18 protein-coding genes are annotated in these 14,774 nt (G+C 53.8%); 6 read left to right on the top strand and 12 right to left on the bottom strand.

The features are described from left to right. Positions 1-3 precede the first annotated feature (3 nt). Entirely contained in the window at positions 4-921 is a 918-nt protein-coding gene (locus ACQE3D_RS19150) for a quinoprotein relay system zinc metallohydrolase 2 (protein ID WP_313730864.1), read from the bottom strand. After that, positions 921-1,457, bottom strand: coding sequence for a peptide deformylase (gene def, locus ACQE3D_RS19155; RefSeq protein WP_313730863.1), 537 nt, complete (start codon positions 1,455-1,457; stop codon positions 921-923). Before def ends, ACQE3D_RS19150 begins: the two co-directional genes overlap by 1 nt. A 184-nt stretch (positions 1,458-1,641) precedes the next feature. On the opposite strand from def, the gene ACQE3D_RS19160 reads away from it, so the two are divergent. Then, complete coding sequence (locus tag ACQE3D_RS19160; protein WP_313730862.1) at positions 1,642-1,980, top strand: HvfA family oxazolone/thioamide-modified RiPP metallophore; 339 nt, start codon at positions 1,642-1,644, stop codon at positions 1,978-1,980. 204 nt (positions 1,981-2,184) lie between these two features. Here the strand turns inward: ACQE3D_RS19160 and ACQE3D_RS19165 are convergent, their stop codons facing one another. The 6 genes from ACQE3D_RS19165 to ACQE3D_RS19190 all read right to left on the bottom strand — a co-directional run bounded on the left by ACQE3D_RS19165 (position 2,185) and on the right by ACQE3D_RS19190 (position 6,484). After that, entirely contained in the window at positions 2,185-2,508 is a 324-nt protein-coding gene (locus tag ACQE3D_RS19165; RefSeq protein ID WP_064029351.1) for a HesB/IscA family protein, read from the bottom strand. 2 nt (positions 2,509-2,510) lie between these two features. Next, positions 2,511-3,626, bottom strand: coding sequence for a cysteine desulfurase family protein (locus ACQE3D_RS19170; protein ID WP_313730860.1), 1,116 nt, complete (start codon positions 3,624-3,626; stop codon positions 2,511-2,513). Continuing rightward, positions 3,626-4,111 (bottom strand): Fe-S cluster assembly transcriptional regulator IscR, encoded by a 486-nt coding sequence (gene iscR, locus ACQE3D_RS19175; protein WP_064029346.1) that lies wholly within the window; start codon positions 4,109-4,111, stop codon positions 3,626-3,628. The genes ACQE3D_RS19170 and iscR overlap by 1 nt, the downstream gene beginning before the upstream one ends. Before the next feature lie 123 nt (positions 4,112-4,234). After that, positions 4,235-4,819, bottom strand: a complete 585-nt coding sequence (locus tag ACQE3D_RS19180) for a class I SAM-dependent methyltransferase (protein WP_427551228.1) — start codon at positions 4,817-4,819, stop codon at positions 4,235-4,237. Between the two features lie 179 nt (positions 4,820-4,998). Then, complete coding sequence (gene cysE, locus ACQE3D_RS19185) at positions 4,999-5,748, bottom strand: serine O-acetyltransferase (RefSeq protein WP_071160397.1); 750 nt, start codon at positions 5,746-5,748, stop codon at positions 4,999-5,001. 7 nt (positions 5,749-5,755) lie between these two features. Further along, entirely contained in the window at positions 5,756-6,484 is a 729-nt protein-coding gene (locus ACQE3D_RS19190) for an RNA methyltransferase (protein ID WP_071160563.1), read from the bottom strand. A 95-nt stretch (positions 6,485-6,579) separates the two neighbouring features. On the opposite strand from ACQE3D_RS19190, the gene ACQE3D_RS19195 reads away from it, so the two are divergent. The 3 genes from ACQE3D_RS19195 to ACQE3D_RS19205 all read left to right on the top strand — a co-directional run bounded on the left by ACQE3D_RS19195 (position 6,580) and on the right by ACQE3D_RS19205 (position 9,321). After that, positions 6,580-7,374 carry an inositol monophosphatase family protein gene (locus tag ACQE3D_RS19195; protein WP_071160399.1) on the top strand — a complete coding sequence of 265 codons (795 nt, stop codon included), beginning with the start codon at positions 6,580-6,582 and terminating at the stop codon, positions 7,372-7,374. A gap of 87 nt (positions 7,375-7,461) precedes the next feature. After that, positions 7,462-8,370, top strand: coding sequence for an NAD(P)-dependent methylenetetrahydromethanopterin dehydrogenase (locus ACQE3D_RS19200; RefSeq protein ID WP_064029338.1), 909 nt, complete (start codon positions 7,462-7,464; stop codon positions 8,368-8,370). A gap of 45 nt (positions 8,371-8,415) precedes the next feature. Then, complete coding sequence (locus ACQE3D_RS19205; protein WP_313730858.1) at positions 8,416-9,321, top strand: NAD(P)-dependent methylenetetrahydromethanopterin dehydrogenase; 906 nt, start codon at positions 8,416-8,418, stop codon at positions 9,319-9,321. A gap of 25 nt (positions 9,322-9,346) precedes the next feature. Here ACQE3D_RS19205 and ACQE3D_RS19210 read toward each other — a convergent pair whose 3' ends face one another. Continuing rightward, entirely contained in the window at positions 9,347-9,985 is a 639-nt protein-coding gene (locus ACQE3D_RS19210; RefSeq protein ID WP_064029334.1) for a response regulator, read from the bottom strand. Positions 9,986-10,155: 170 nt separating this feature from the next. On the opposite strand from ACQE3D_RS19210, the gene ACQE3D_RS19215 reads away from it, so the two are divergent. Then, a complete protein-coding gene (locus tag ACQE3D_RS19215) occupies positions 10,156-11,907 on the top strand; it encodes a proline--tRNA ligase (RefSeq protein ID WP_313730857.1) in 1,752 nt (583 codons plus the stop codon). Between the two features lie 80 nt (positions 11,908-11,987). Here the strand turns inward: ACQE3D_RS19215 and ACQE3D_RS19220 are convergent, their stop codons facing one another. Beyond that, positions 11,988-12,158: a rubredoxin gene (locus ACQE3D_RS19220; RefSeq protein WP_082885552.1), complete on the bottom strand. Its 171-nt coding sequence runs from the start codon at positions 12,156-12,158 to the stop codon at positions 11,988-11,990. A gap of 263 nt (positions 12,159-12,421) precedes the next feature. Between ACQE3D_RS19220 and pepA the strand changes: the two genes are divergently transcribed. After that, entirely contained in the window at positions 12,422-13,240 is an 819-nt protein-coding gene (pepA, locus tag ACQE3D_RS19225) for a flocculation-associated PEP-CTERM protein PepA (protein ID WP_064029327.1), read from the top strand. A gap of 33 nt (positions 13,241-13,273) precedes the next feature. Here pepA and holA read toward each other — a convergent pair whose 3' ends face one another. Both holA and lptE read right to left on the bottom strand, forming a co-directional pair. Then, positions 13,274-14,299, bottom strand: a complete 1,026-nt coding sequence (gene holA, locus ACQE3D_RS19230; protein WP_313730856.1) for a DNA polymerase III subunit delta — start codon at positions 14,297-14,299, stop codon at positions 13,274-13,276. Between the two features lie 2 nt (positions 14,300-14,301). Beyond that, a complete protein-coding gene (gene lptE, locus ACQE3D_RS19235) occupies positions 14,302-14,757 on the bottom strand; it encodes an LPS assembly lipoprotein LptE (protein ID WP_071160564.1) in 456 nt (151 codons plus the stop codon). Positions 14,758-14,774: the final 17 nt, after the last annotated feature.

The following is a 14,774-nucleotide window of genomic DNA, read 5'->3' on the forward strand; positions in this document are numbered from 1 at the left end:
CAATCAGTCTTCCCATTCCAGCTCGGCGAAAGCGATGGTAACGTTTTTGCGATGGAACTGTTCGAACAATTGCCAACGGCTTTTTGCGGCTAATCCAGCCGAAGACACCGCCTGCTCCAATGTTTTGCCCTGCTTGATCATCGCTCTTAGCTCGTCGGACAGTTCGGCCAAATACCGTTTTTCCGGCTGCATGGCCGCAGGCCAATCGTTAACCACGCGACCATGTCCTGGAATCACCAAGCGATAGCGACGATGCTCCAATCTTTCCAATTCGGCTAGCCAGCCCCTGATACTGCCATCAATGACTGGAATATGCTCCAAAAACAACAAATCGGCTAGCCACATAGTGTCTGTGTTTTTATCGTACACGCTAAGATCGTTATCGGTGTGCGCCGTGGGATGAGCTGTCAGCACAAGGTCGCGATTCCCGAGGTTCAAGGTCATCGTATCCTTGACCTGCAAGTCTGGGGGTATGATATTGTCTTGATTGACGTGGATGTCCAGCACCTCTTCAGCCCGACTCAGGTAATGCTCGCCGCGGGTCGCCATGGCCCGCGCCAGTTTGTGATGACCGACGAAACGCACGCCCGGTTCGTCCTTGAAGGCACGGTTACCGTAGATGTGATCGGGATGCACATGGGTGTTGATCACATAGCAAATCGGCTTATCGGTAAGTTGTTTGACCGCGTCGCGCAGGGCAATTCCCTGCCGAGGGCTACCACCGCTATCGATCACCGCCACGCATTTGTCGCCGACGATAAACCCGATATTGGCAATCTCGCCATGGTTGGCTCGATCCGGCCAATGGTGCGCGGACAAGTGTACGTAAACCCCTGGAGCAACTTCGCTAACCGACAACGGCGTTGCCGCCCAGACACACACGCTCGTCAGCCAGCCGAAAATCATCCAAATTATTCTCATCACTCACCTTGCACCGCTACTCGATTGAAAAACTCTGCCTCGGAAATGATATCCCGATTGTTTTCGACCCGATCCAAATAGACCAAACCCAACAAGTGATCGAATTCGTGCTGAAACACTCTGGCCGGAAAGTCACGCAACGCCAGGCGTTGAGAGGCGCCATGAACGTCGCGATACCGAACATCAATGGATTGATAACGCGGCACGAGCGCACGAATACCGGGTACGCTCAAACAGCCTTCCCAATCCTTGCGCATTTCGGCATTAAGTACTTCGAACCCAGGATTGACCATCACCAATGGCGCCATTTCCGGTGCCCGCGGATAACGCGGTGTCGGCCGCGACGCAATAATCAAAACTTGCAGCGACACCCCCAATTGTGGCGCGGCGATTCCCACACCGCCTTCGGCGAACATTGCCAACTGCATTTCCTCTAATAATTCGTGGAACTCGCTACTGGAAAAATCATCAACAGGCTGCGCTTGCCGACGCAGCACTTCGGAACCCAGCAGTTGAATTTGCGTTATTGGTTTCATGTCAGAATCGAAATGTCCGAACGTTAGCGTAACCTGTTGGGCGCGCAGTATATCGCTAATAGCGCTCGTCAACCCGTCTTTACTTTACCGGGCATTTTTGTGATATTACTAAAAAGCTTGCGCCGACAATGCGGGTTTTGACTTAACAACCGCTTAATATGTATCGACTTTTCCAGGAGACTATATGAAAAAAATCCATAAAACCCCGTTCGCTATCGCCATCGGCGCATCCCTGTTGCCAACCTTGGGTATGAATGCGGCACAAGCCGAGAGCAATCCGTTCGCTTTAACCGACCTAGGCTCAGGGTACATGCTCACTGCTGAAGCCAAACCCGAGGCGGCGGCGGATAAAATGAAGGATGGCTCTTGCGGTGAAGGCAAATGCGGCGCCGCAATGATGAAGAAAACCCCCGACAAAACCGCTACCGAAGGCAAATGCGCCGGAAACAAACCTGCGGCATCCGGGGACAAAGCCGCCGAAGGCAAAAAAATGGAAGGTAATTGCGGCGCTAACATGAAATAACGCCGCTTCTAGCGCCCGCCCAAGTGCGCGGGCGCTTTACCCCCGAAAGGGGTCAGCTTTAGAAAATATTCCTTGAACTTTGGACTAAAATTTTTTTCGGCTGAATCAAACTCATCGAAAAGCAACGCACTTGGTACTCCAAATTGCGCTCAATCAGCAATACCGGAAAAACAAACACCTTCCAGAACGTTTTTAGCGCATCGCTCAAACGGCAAAGCTTTCACCGCAACCACACGTGGCCTTGACGTTGGGATTCAAAAATTTAAAGGTTTCGTTAAAGCCTTCCCGAACGTAGTCCAGGACGATACCGTCCAATTTATCTAAATCAATACGCTTGACCAACAGTTTGACACCGAACTGATCGAAAACCAACTCGTCAGCCTCGGCTTGATCGGCATAGTCCAACACATAGGCGTAGCCCGAACACCCTGAAGCCTTCACACCCAGCCGCAACCCTAGCCCAGAACCACGCTTCTCGAGCTGTTTGCGAATTTGTTTGGCGGCGTTTTCCGTGACTTGAACAGTCATAATTAGTACTCCCGATTCAATGCAAGCGCCGACTTTAAGCCGGCAATAAATTCGTCGATTTGCGCTTCGTTATTGTCTTTACCCAAGCTAACCCGAATCGCGGACCGGGCATACAACGGCTCGACAGCCATCGCAGTCAGCACCGGACTGATGACCTCGGAGCCAGCCGAACAGGCCGATCCGCTCGACACCGCGATATTAAGTTTGTCTAATTGCATCAGTAACATTTCGCCGTTGACGCCGGCGATGCCGAACTGAACAGTGTTCGCGAGGCGGTCCGAGTGTTCGGCAAATATTTTGACGCCAGGGACCTTGCATAATTCGGCCTCCAGACGCCGCCTAAGTTCCCGAACCTGCCCAATGCGCTGGTCCAGTTCGTTTTTCGCCAGCTCGGCGGCCTTACCGAAACCGACTATCGCGGCAACGTTCTCGGTACCGGCTCGTCGCCCGGACTCCTGTTCGCCACCCCGCTGCCAAGCACGAAAGTGATAATCGGCGGCAACCACCAAGGCTCCACACCCCTTAGGCCCGTAGATTTTATGGCTGGAAAGACTCATTAACTTCACGCCCAATTTCCGAAACGAAATCGGCATCTTGCCGAGGGCCTGCACGGCGTCGGTATGAACCGCCACACCGCGCTCCGCCAATAGATCGGCAATCGTTGCCACCGGCTGGATTGCACCGGTTTCATTATTGGCCAGCATCAGCGACGCCAAATCGCCGGATTGCCAAGTCATCGCCGTTATCGCATCGACTTTCACGGTGCCGCTAGCACTGACCGGCAAAACCTGCACATCACGAAACAGACGCCGGTGATGGTCGGCGTTTTCGAAGATCGACGGGTGTTCGATTGCAGAGATCGCCAAGCCGCACTCCCAAGCATTCACCAGCGCTAATGCGTTTGCCTCGGTGCCGCCGCTGGTAAAGACAATCTGGTCCGGCTCGGCATCAACCAAAGCAGCGACTTGATTTCTCGCACTGTCGATCGCGCTTCGTGCCATGCGTCCAAGCTTGTAAAGACTGGACGGATTGCCGTACATCGCATTCAGGTACGGCTGCATGGCTTCAGACACTCGTTCGTCGCAACGCGTGGTCGCGTTGTGATCGAAATAAATCATTAAGCGCTGAGTTTTTCCTTGATCGGCTGCATATCAATGACGTGCTCAACCTGCCGAGCTTGGCGTTTTGCGACTTCCCCGACCAGGTCACGCTCCAACAACTGGCCAAGGCTGATTTCCTTCAAATATTCGCGAATCTGCTCGCTGAGCCCCATCCACAAATCATGCGTCAGACAAGGCTGATCATTGTGACAATTCGCTTTGCCACCGCACTTAGTGGAGTCAACCGGCTCGTCGACCGCCTCAATGATGTCCGCGATGTTGATTTCGCGAGCGTTGCGACTCAAGGTATAGCCGCCGCCAGGGCCACGCACGCCTTTGACCATTCCGGCCTTGCGCAAGCGCGCGAACAATTGTTCAAGGTAGGACAGCGAAATGGTTTGACGGGTCGCGATATCAGTCAGCGTCACCGGGTTGGACTGACTGTGGTATGCCAAATCCAACATCGCCGTCACTGCATAACGTCCTTTAGTAGTTAGCCGCATGGTAAACCCCTTACAAATTAATGATTATTGTAAACGCGACTATAAATAAACCCAGTAAAACGGTCAAGTATTCTACATAAGAATGCATTTTTGGCAGTCTACTCTCCGAAACTCAAGGCACATTTAATGAGGCTTGCTAGCCGAAACTTGATAACTGAAAGGCATAAAATCGTTGTCGTAAGCCAGCCATGAGAGAACTTTGGCTGCCAGGTTGATGATTACAACGAAAAACGGAATCACCAGAATCAATGGCATTAAAGGACTTTTCCTCGAAACCCAATCCCAGGCGACTTTGCTGATCACGATGTTTGTGAGCAAACCGGCGGTCTCCATTGGCGTACCGACCGCTAAGCATTGTTCAACCACCAACCCGTAACGTTGAAGAAGATTAGAAATACCGTGTCGGCTAAGCCGCGTAAAATCGCGTGGTTCGTCATGGAGTGGGTATAGAAAAGGCACTTGAAGCAATAACCGACCGCCGGGCTTTAAAATCCTGGCGATTTCCTCAATCGCATGATCGACAGAATCCAAATGCTCTAGGACATCCAGCAACAACGCGACATAGACACTCTGTGTCGCAATCGGTAGCCGGCCGGCGTCGGCAAATATATCCGGTGCTGTTCGGTACCACTCCGTTGCAGTTTCAGGACGAGCCCAACGTAATGGCAATTCCCCGGCAAAAATCGCTCGGGCCAACAACCGGCGCAACCGATAGCCGACACAATGCCATCGCCCCGAAGCCTTACAACCACTCGATCAATTTGAGATTGCGACCACAAACCAACCACTGCGGATGCAGTGGCGTGTGCAAGAGGGGCTGCAATGCTTTCTTAATGTCTCTTAAAATCATTAAGACAAATCCTCAACACGGCCAAACCAAGGATCTTTCATTGCTGATCCTTGATTTCGCAAGCCTGCAAATTCGACGCAGCTTGTTCTCTACATTCGACACCGGAGGCGCGCAATCGCTCGCGCATTTCTTCCACCTGCTTATCCAATTGGTGAATGTGATCCAGCATCAGGTTAATGGCGTTCGCGATCGGGTCCGGCATGTCGCCGGTCGCACCATAGGCATCGAAACCCATTTTTTGAGCCATCGCGTCGCGATTGGCCCGTTGCTTGGACTTCGAGTCAATCAAATGCGCCGGAATCCCAACCACGGTAACCCCCGGCGGCACCGACTTGACGACGACTGAATTAGAACCCACCCTGGCACCTTCGCCAATCTCAATCGGGCCTAGAACCTTGGCGCCAGCCCCAATCACTACGCCATTCGCCAAGGTCGGATGTCGCTTGCCCTTGCTCCAACTGGTGCCGCCCAAGGTCACGCCGTGGTACAAAGTGCAGTCGTCACCGATCACCGCAGTCTCGCCGATTACCACGCCCATGCCGTGATCTATGAAAAACCGCCGCCCGATTTTCGCTCCAGGGTGAATTTCGATGCCGGTTAACCAGCGCGCCAAAAACGACAAATACCTAGCCAACCAGCGAAAACCGTGTAGCCACAGCCAATGGCCGCAGCGGTGGATCAACACCGCATGGAAGCCAGGATAGGTCGTGACGACTTCGAAAACCGACTGCGCGGCCGGATCGCGGGCGAACACACAGTGGATGTCTTCTTTAAGTCTGGCTAGCATCGTGGGCTCACTTGGCGTTATGGTTTTGCGAGAAGCGCAAAATGCCTCTCAAAATATCCAACTCCTTGGTGTCGAGCTGGGCACGATTGAACAGGCGCCGCAAACGGCGCATGATAGATCGCGAGCGTTCGGGATGCAGGAATCCGATATCCGCCATCGTCTGCAACAGATGCTCGTAAAATCCTTCCATTTGTTCCGCGCTGGCCAGGGGCTCCTCTCCTTGATCGCCGACTCCACTCCGGTGTTGGCGTCCGGAGGCGACGTATAATTCATAGCAAGCGACTTGCACGGCCGCCGCGAGATTTAATGAACTGTAGTCAGGGTTACACGGAATCCTCAGCAAGTAATGGCAAAGATCCAGCTCCTGGTTCGTCAAACCGGAGTTTTCCCGGCCGAACACCAGCGCGACATTTTGATCGGCCGCCGCCGCTCCACCCCAGCGTTCGGCCATTTCCCTGACGGCGACCGTCGGCCAACTGATCGTTCTATCGCGAGCGCTGGCCCCCAACACCAATTGGCAGTCGGCGATCGCCTCGCTCAAGCCAGTGTAGACTTCGGCGTGCCTAAGCACATCGTCGGCACCCGAGGCGCGGGCCGTGGCGTCGGCGTGAGGAAAATATTTAGGAGCCACCAAGCGTAATTCAAACATTCCCATGTTTTTCATCGCTCGCGCCACGGCGCCAATATTGCCGGGATGCGAGGTTTCCACCAACACGACCTTAAAATTCGACAACAACATCCATTCCCCGGCCGACTAAAAAACCGGCGATTCTAACAAAACATTTGTTATTCTATCGCGGTTTTCCAACTGCTCATTACCAATCCGCTCCCATGCATCCGATGCTTAACATAGCCGTCCGCGCCGCGCGGAGTGCCGGCGATTTGATCCAACGCTCGTCGCAAAACATCGAGAAACTCGCTGTCAACCAAAAAAGCCGCAACGACTACGCCTCGGAAGTCGACCGAGCCGCCGAACAAGAGATCATTAAAATCATACGGGCGGCCTTCCCGGAGCACGCCATTCTGGCCGAGGAAAGCGGCGAGCACAAAGGTAACGATTACGTCTGGGTCATCGATCCGCTCGACGGCACCACCAATTATTTACACGGCTTTCCGCAGTACGCGGTGTCCATCGCGTTAAAAAACAAGAACAAGCTGGAATTGGGCGTGATTTACGACCCGGTTCGGGACGAGTTATTTACCGCCGAACGCGGCGGCGGTGCAATGTTGAATAGCCGGCGCATCCGCGTTACCAAACAGAACTCAATGCGCGGAGCATTGATCGGCACCGGGTTTCCGTTTAAGACCATGGAAAATATCGAACCCTATCTCGGCATGTTTCGCGCCATTTGCGCCGATTCAGCCGGCATCCGCCGCGCCGGAGCGGCCGCGCTGGACATGGCCTACGTGGCTTGCGGCCGACTAGATGCGTACTGGGAAATCGGCGTCAAGGAATGGGACATCGCGGCCGGCGTGCTGCTGGTTCAGGAGGCCGGTGGCGTTGCGACCGACTTCTCCTTTAACGACAAGTACTTGCAGTCGGGAAATATCATCACCGGCAATCCGAAGATGCATCAGTTAATGTACGCCGCGATAGAGCCGCACGTACCGCCGCACTTGAAATAGTGCGAACTTCGGCAATTCACCTAGAATTGTTATCCCAAACTCTTTTTCATATACTAACCGGCTAACATTCATATACCAGAGGCCATCATGGAAAAACCTTTTATTCTGCACATGCTGACCACAGCCAAAAATTTGAGCCCGTTCGACGTCAATATGGCGATGGACGCCGGCTGGATTTCAGCAGTGCCTTATATCAATGTCGAACCGAGCGAAGTCAGAGGATTGGTTCAAGACGCGATATTTTCCCGCAGCCCGAAAGGCTTGTTGCGCACCGCGATTTTCATTGGCGGACGCGAAACCAAACAAGCAATGGACATGCTGAAAAGTGCGAAAAACTCCATGGTGCCGCCGTTTGAAGTCTCGGTATTCGCCGATCCGAGCGGCGCATTTACCACTGCCGCCGGCATGGTCGCCGCCGTCGAAAAAGAATTGGCGGACAAGTTCGATACCACGCTGGAAGGCAAAAATGTGCTGGCGCTGGGCGGTACGGGACCGGTCGGCCAAGCCGCCGCCGTGATTGCCGCGCAAGCCGGCGCCAATGTTCGGATCATTGGCCGGCAGTTGGACCGGGCCGAACGCACCGCCGAACTATGCAGCGAAGAATTCGGCGACGGCAAGATCACAATCTCGGCGGGCGCCGACGCCGATAAAGCCGAATACATGCAGACCGCCGATGTAGTGTTCGCCACAGGCGCGGCCGGCATAGAATTGCTCAGCGCGGAATTGATTGCCAAAGCCCCGCAATTGAAAGTCGCCGCCGATGTGAACGCGGTACCCCCAGCCGGTATCGCCGGCGTCGACGCTTTCGACAACGGGAAACCGCTGGCCGGTTCTATCAGCGGCGCAGTCGGTATCGGCGCGCTGGCGATCGGCAACATCAAATACCAAGCGCAAAGCCGTTTATTGAAACGTATGTTGGAAAGCGATCAACCGTTGTTCCTGCACTTTGAACACGCGTTCGATGTCGCGCGCGAGTTCATTAAATCGACAAACTAACAGCGCTGGTCATCATGTCCGCCTATCACCAAGGGTAAGGTAACAATGCCGAAACGCAGCATACTCCACATGTTCGACCCGATGCCAAACAACAGCCCGTTTGACATCAACATGGCACTCGACGCGGGTTTTGATGTGCTAATGCCCTACTCCAACGTCAAGCTGGAAAACATCCATAACCTGACGCAGGATGTGATCTTTTCCAGAGGACCGTCCGGCGTCAAGAAAACCGCGATTTTCATCGGCGGCCGGGACATGGGCATGGCGATCGACATGCTTCAAGCGTGCAAACCGGCGATGGTGCCGCCGTTTCAGGTATCGGTGTTTGCCGACCCTAGCGGCGCGTGCACCACGGCGGCGGCCTTGGTGGCTTGTGTCGAAAAAGCCTTGAAAACCCAACACGGCAAGGAATTGAAAGATTGCAAAGCCCTGGTTTTCGGCGGCACCGGTCCGGTCGGCATTGCCACCGGCGTGTTGACCTCAACCCACGGCGCCGAAACCGTACTAGTGGATCACTTATCTCTGGACACCGCTAAAGACGCGACCAAGCAGTACAATCGACGTTTCGGCGCGCAAATGACGGGCGCGGTCGCACGTAACGACGAAGAAAAGTCGGCGTTAATCGAAAGTGCCGATATCATCTTTTGTACAGCCAAGGCCGGAATCCGGGTAGTCAGCGCCAATGTGCTGGCCAACGCCAAGCAGTTGAAAGTCGCCGGAGACGTGAACGCGGTTCCACCATCCGGTATCGAAGGCGTTGCTCCCAACGATACTTCCGTGCCACTTTCCGCTGCGGCGCAATCCGCTGGAGCGATTGGCGTCGGCGCGCTCGCGATCGGCAACATCAAATATCAGTTGCAAAGAGAGCTATTGAAGTTGCTCTTGGAATCCGAACAACCGGTCTTTCTCGACTTCAGAGATGCGTTCGATAAAGCGCGCGGCTTGGTCTGACCCCGGATTCCACTAATATTGGCAATCAAACGCCGTCCAAATAGTCATATTTGACGGCGAGCCTGGTCAGCTCCACATCGTTCTTGATTCCCAATTTACCGTACAAACGATAGCGGTAGGTATTGATCGTCTTGTCGTTGATTTTCAATAACGCCGACATTTCCTGAATACTTTTACCGCTCAGTATCAGGCGAGCCACCTCGGCTTCCCGAGAAGACAGTTGCAAAAAAGGTGATGGGTTGGCGCCTGGTAACAACTGAAACGCCAAATTACTGGCGACATCTTGACACAAGTAGCGCTTACCAGACGCCACCGCCTTAATCGCCGCCACCATCTCCGCTGTCGACGAGCCTTTGGAGACAAAACCGACCACTCCCAATTTCAGCAATTGTTGAGGAATCGGGCCATCGTTATGCACCGATACTCCAATGATTCTGATTTGCGGATTCGCTGCCAGAATACGTCGACACGCTTCAACGCCGCCCATTCCCGGCATATTGATATCCATCAGAATCACGTCGGGCGGATCCGTCTCAACTACTTTCAGCGCCTGCTCGCCGCAATTGCAGACCGCTACAACCGCAATGTCCGTTTCCGCCGACAACAAGGCCTGAATACCGCTCCTAACCAACTCATGATCATCAACCAGCAAGACTTTAATCATTTTTCCCTTTCGTTCCCGGTGAGATTTTTTATTTTTTCAAGTTTCCCAAATTTCGGCGGTCGCGGCAATGCCAAGCCCGCTTACAGTGATCGCGAAATCGGCGAACCTTGTCGTCGTTCGCCAATTTAAACGTTAAAATAGACGATTTGTTAATTACTTCGAAGGCCGCCATGCGTACTAGCCAATTTCCCCTCAGCACCGTTAAAGAAACACCGGCCGACGCCGAAATTGCCAGCCACAAACTGATGATCCGGGCAGGATTAATTCGTAAACTGGCGGCGGGCATTTACACATGGCTACCGTTGGGCCTGCGCATTTTACGCAAGGTTGAACAAATTACCCGCGAGGAAATGAATAAATCCGGCGCGCTGGAGGTACTGATGCCGGCGTTGCAACCTGCGGAACTTTGGCAGGAAACCGGTCGCTGGGAAAAATACGGCCCGGAATTGGCGCGGATGAAAGACCGCCACGACCGGGATTTCTGCCTGGGCCCGACGCACGAGGAGATTATCACCGATCTGGCCCGCCACGAGTTGAAAAGCTACAAACAACTGCCGGTGACCTACTATCAAATCCAAACCAAATTTCGCGACGAAATCCGTCCGCGTTTCGGCGTGATGCGCTCCCGGGAATTCGTCATGAAGGACGCCTATTCCTTCCACCTGGATCAAACGTCCTTGCAGCAGACCTACGACGTGATGTACCAAACCTATACCAACATCTTCAACCGATTCGGCCTGAAATTCCGGGCCGTGATGGCCGATTCCGGCGCGATCGGCGGGGCAGTTTCTCATGAGTTCCACGTGCTGGCCGATTCCGGCGAGGATGCGATTGCCTTTTCGACCGAAAGCGAATACGCGGCGAATGTCGAAAAGGCCGAAACGATAAGACCCGCGCTGAACAGACCCGCACCCGAAAAAACATTCGAAAAAACGGCCACCCCCGGCAAGAAAACCATTGCCGAGGTCAGCGAGTTTCTGGGCGTGTCGCCGGAAAAGGTACTTAAAACCTTGCTCGTTACCCATAAGGGTAACGATCCGTTAGGCCAGCCGAAAGACTTCCAATATTTAATCTTGTTGCGCGGCGACCACGAACTGAACGAGATCAAATTGAACAAAATCATCGGCGCCTTCGACTTCGCCACCGATACCGTAATCGAAACCCATCTAGGCTGCCGGCCTGGGTATATCGGCCCGATTACCGAAGGTCACAAACTGTTTCCTGGGCCTATAACCGCCATCATTGCAGATTTCGCCGTCGAAAACCTTAGCGACTTCGTCTGCGGCGCAAACGAAGCCGGATTCCATTACACCGGCGTCAACTGGGAGCGCGACCGACCATTGAGCGGCATCGAATTCCGCGACATTCGCCAAGTGGTGGACGGCGATCCCAGCCCTGACGGGCACGGCACCTTGACTATCGCTCGCGGCATCGAAGTCGGCCATATCTTTCAATTGGGCGGTAAATACAGCGAAGCGATGAAAGCGGCCGTGGTCAACGAAGCCGGCAAGAACCAAACGATGATCATGGGCTGCTACGGCATCGGAGTCTCTCGGGTAGTCGCCGCCGCCATCGAGCAAGGTCACGACGAGCGCGGTATTATCTGGCCGAAGGAATTGGCGCCGTTTCAGGTCGCGATCTGTCCGATGAATATGTATAAATCCGACCGATTGCGCGATACCGTCGAACAAATCTACCAAGACTTGCTTGCGGCCGGCATCGAAGTCTTGTTGGACGACAGAAAAGTACGAGCCGGTTTCATGTTCTCGGACATGGAATTGATCGGTATTCCGCACCGTGTCGTCATCGGCGACCGCAGCCTGGATAGCGGCAGCGTCGAGTACCAAGGCCGAGGGGAAGCCGCGAGCCGTGATGTGGCGATGCGGGACCTCGTCGACTTTATCAAAGCCAAGCTGGCCTGAGTCCTACAAAAAAGGGCGCCGTCGCGCCCTTTTTCGGTGCCGACCGCCGCAAATACCACGGCGGTCCAATTGCTGAACCGCTATTTCATCAGCGTAAACATTACTTTGATCGCGCCGCATTTCGGACAACCCCAATCGTCCGGCACATCTTCCCAAAGGGTTCCTGGTGCAATGCCGCTTTTTGGATCACCCAGTTTTTCGTCGTAAATGTGGCCGCAAGTTTTACACTTGTACCTTCTAAACTCTGCCATAAGTAAGTCCTCGTCTGTTTACGGTTATTCAAGCTCGGACATTCTAGCCCAAGCGACCGGCCGAAAAAACCTCGAAAACAACCCGGTTAAAACGCCACAAAACTCACCCAGCTTCCTAGCTAACTTCGCACAAATTTTCGTGATGGTTTTTCTATCTCGAACTGTAAAACATATTTCCTTGGTCTTAGAACTGTAATTTGCATTGATTCACAAAAAGCGTTATAAAAATCCGGGGGGACATTAATTTTAAACAGAGGTACTAGATGAAAACGTTCAAACACACCATCCTCGTCACCGGACTCCTGATGACATCCCCGCTCGCCTTTGCTAACTCATGGGTAGGGACAGCCGATTACTCCCAGGCTGTCGGTAGCGACGGATTCGAAGATACTGTAGCTCAGTTCGACACCTATGATTTTGGCTTGGGAGTAGCCTTGGTTAAGTTTTCTCCTACATCCGCAACAACCGGTACCATGCAAGGCTGGTATCAATCAGCGGTTGTTTCGCACTCATTCGATTTTGGAACAGTCGCGGCGCCTAATCTTAATTCCACTGGTTCGGGATCGGGTTACGAATTGACCGCCATTGCGACGTTTTCAGGGAGCTACGTCAATAATGGCAGTACCCAAACGTTTACTATAGACACTGGTAACGTCGGCCTTTATTTCGACACAAATCCAGATTTTAATTTCACCACGGACTCTGGGTTCAGCAACGGGTCGGCTATCCTTTACGGTAGTATTGCGAGTGGCGAAGGAAGCGTCAAAATTACCGGCAACAATTCTGGCTCAGGATACCAGGACATGAGTCTTTCCTTCACAGGCGGACTTAACGGTTACGACCACAATGTGTATTCTCCAGACACCATAGCCGGGGGCGATGCAATCTTTACTATCAAAACCAAAGGCGTGTCTATCTTGACATCGATCAACAGTGTACAAGGCGAAAGCAAAGTTGGTGGGGCGTTATTTGCCTCAGACGGCAACCTACAGCTTACCGCCGTTCCAGTTCCAGCCGCAGTCTGGATGTTCGGTACCGGCTTGCTGGCTCTAATGGCCGGCGGCAAACGCAAACTCGCTTAATCCGCAAAACCAAAACCGCCGCCAGTTTCCACATTAGGCGGCGGTTCCGGTTCTTAAAGGCTTTACCCAGAGCCGGCAAATTTCGAATAACCCTTCCCACTCGTCGCCAGTGACTTGGCCTTTGACGCGGGCGTCTGTTGCCGCGCAAGCCAACAGAATGGCTCGCAATTCGGCCGGTTTGATTCGAACCATGGCCTCTTGAACGGCTTGCTTACGTTTGTCCCAAACCTGGTATTTTTTGAAGGTCGCCTCGGACAATCCACCGACCTTGGCTTCGCTGTGAAGATGCCAAAGCAATCTCGCTTCGCGGCTAATCGCCCACAACACCACGGGAGCCGCGACGCCCTCCGCGCGCAATGCCTGCAATATTCTGACCGCGCGATTCAGCTTGCCCGCCGATAGCGCCTCGACCAACTTAAAGACATCGAAGCGCGAGCTGTCGGCGACATCGCCCTCGATTGCCGCTTTGTCTATCGTGACAGCCCCATGCAGTATGAAGAGTTTTTCGATTTCCTGAGCCGCCGCCAACAGGTTGCCCTCCACCCTGGACGCCAATAGTCTAACGGCCTCGCTGCTCAGATGCATCCCTCTGCGTTCGGCCCGACGTTGCAACCATTGCAAAAACTCTTGACCTTGCAGCGGCCAAACCTGCACCACGACGCCGATGTTTTCTAGGGCCTGAAACCACTGCGACTTCGATGAAGCCACTTCCAGTTTCCCGGCGCTAATCAGTAAAATCGTATCGTCGGGGCGCTTCTTGCAATACTCGACCAAAACCTTGCCGCCCTCGATACCCGGCTTGGCGGACGGCAATCGCAAATCAATCAGTTTCTTGTCGGAGAATATCGACAGGGATTCCGCTTCGGCCATCAAAAGCGGCCACTCGTTACCGGTTTCCACCGACACCACTTCGCGAGTCGTATAGCCCGCCCGCCGAGCGGCGGCGCGGACCTCGTCGGCCGCCTCGCCCACCTGCAACGGCTCGTCGCCGCCGACCCAATAAACCGGCGCCAGATTTTTTTGCAATGCGCCGGCAAGCTGATCGACCTTCAAGCGCATCGCTATTTTTTCTGATTGTCGACGGCTATCCTGGCCCTAGCCAACAACATACGGGCGACTTGCTTGTACATCTCGGAGCGGATCAATTGTTCCTCGTTGGTCTTGGCCAAAATCGCGGTTTGGTCGTTGAAAAACTCGCGACTCATCTCGATGGTCTGCTCTTCCATCAACGGTTTCTCCTGGTTATCGTACATCTGGAAGCGCAAATAATATTCCAGCTCCGATTCGTTGGATTTACCGGTCGAGCCGATAGACAGGGTCCGGCGACGCATGTCTTCCTTCAAGACCTTAACCACGACACCCGCATCGTTCGGCGAACCCACGATCTTACCTTTAGACGCGCGCACGATGGACTGCATCTGGCTTTGCAGCTGCGGCGAGGCGCCGAAGACATAAACGTTCTTCATCGCTTCCGGCATATCGACCGAGCCGCGCAAATGATATCCGCAGCCGGTCATACCCGCCCCGATCAGAA

This window comes from Methylomonas sp. MS20 (assembly GCF_050275925.1).
Classification (GTDB): Bacteria; Pseudomonadota; Gammaproteobacteria; order Methylococcales; family Methylomonadaceae; genus Methylomonas; species Methylomonas koyamae_A.

Bases quoted from the DNA above. Each gene is read 5' to 3' on its own strand.
- cysE (WP_071160397.1), bottom strand. From the start codon at position 5,748: ATGCTAGCCAGACTTAAAGAAGACATCCACTGTGTGTTCGCCCGCGAT.
- holA (WP_313730856.1), bottom strand. From the start codon at position 14,299: ATGCGCTTGAAGGTCGATCAGCTTGCCGGCGCATTGCAAAAAAATCTG.
- pepA (WP_064029327.1), top strand. From the start codon at position 12,422: ATGAAAACGTTCAAACACACCATCCTCGTCACCGGACTCCTGATGACA.
- lptE (WP_071160564.1), bottom strand. From the start codon at position 14,757: ATGACCGGCTGCGGATATCATTTGCGCGGCTCGGTCGATATGCCGGAA.
- ACQE3D_RS19165 (WP_064029351.1), bottom strand. From the start codon at position 2,508: ATGACTGTTCAAGTCACGGAAAACGCCGCCAAACAAATTCGCAAACAG.
- ACQE3D_RS19170 (WP_313730860.1), bottom strand. From the start codon at position 3,626: ATGATTTATTTCGATCACAACGCGACCACGCGTTGCGACGAACGAGTG.
- ACQE3D_RS19215 (WP_313730857.1), top strand. From the start codon at position 10,156: ATGCGTACTAGCCAATTTCCCCTCAGCACCGTTAAAGAAACACCGGCC.
- ACQE3D_RS19210 (WP_064029334.1), bottom strand. From the start codon at position 9,985: ATGATTAAAGTCTTGCTGGTTGATGATCATGAGTTGGTTAGGAGCGGT.
- ACQE3D_RS19160 (WP_313730862.1), top strand. From the start codon at position 1,642: ATGAAAAAAATCCATAAAACCCCGTTCGCTATCGCCATCGGCGCATCC.
- def (WP_313730863.1), bottom strand. From the start codon at position 1,457: ATGAAACCAATAACGCAAATTCAACTGCTGGGTTCCGAAGTGCTGCGT.
- ACQE3D_RS19150 (WP_313730864.1), bottom strand. From the start codon at position 921: ATGAGAATAATTTGGATGATTTTCGGCTGGCTGACGAGCGTGTGTGTC.
- iscR (WP_064029346.1), bottom strand. From the start codon at position 4,111: ATGCGGCTAACTACTAAAGGACGTTATGCAGTGACGGCGATGTTGGAT.
- ACQE3D_RS19200 (WP_064029338.1), top strand. From the start codon at position 7,462: ATGGAAAAACCTTTTATTCTGCACATGCTGACCACAGCCAAAAATTTG.
- ACQE3D_RS19195 (WP_071160399.1), top strand. From the start codon at position 6,580: ATGCATCCGATGCTTAACATAGCCGTCCGCGCCGCGCGGAGTGCCGGC.
- ACQE3D_RS19205 (WP_313730858.1), top strand. From the start codon at position 8,416: ATGCCGAAACGCAGCATACTCCACATGTTCGACCCGATGCCAAACAAC.
- ACQE3D_RS19220 (WP_082885552.1), bottom strand. From the start codon at position 12,158: ATGGCAGAGTTTAGAAGGTACAAGTGTAAAACTTGCGGCCACATTTAC.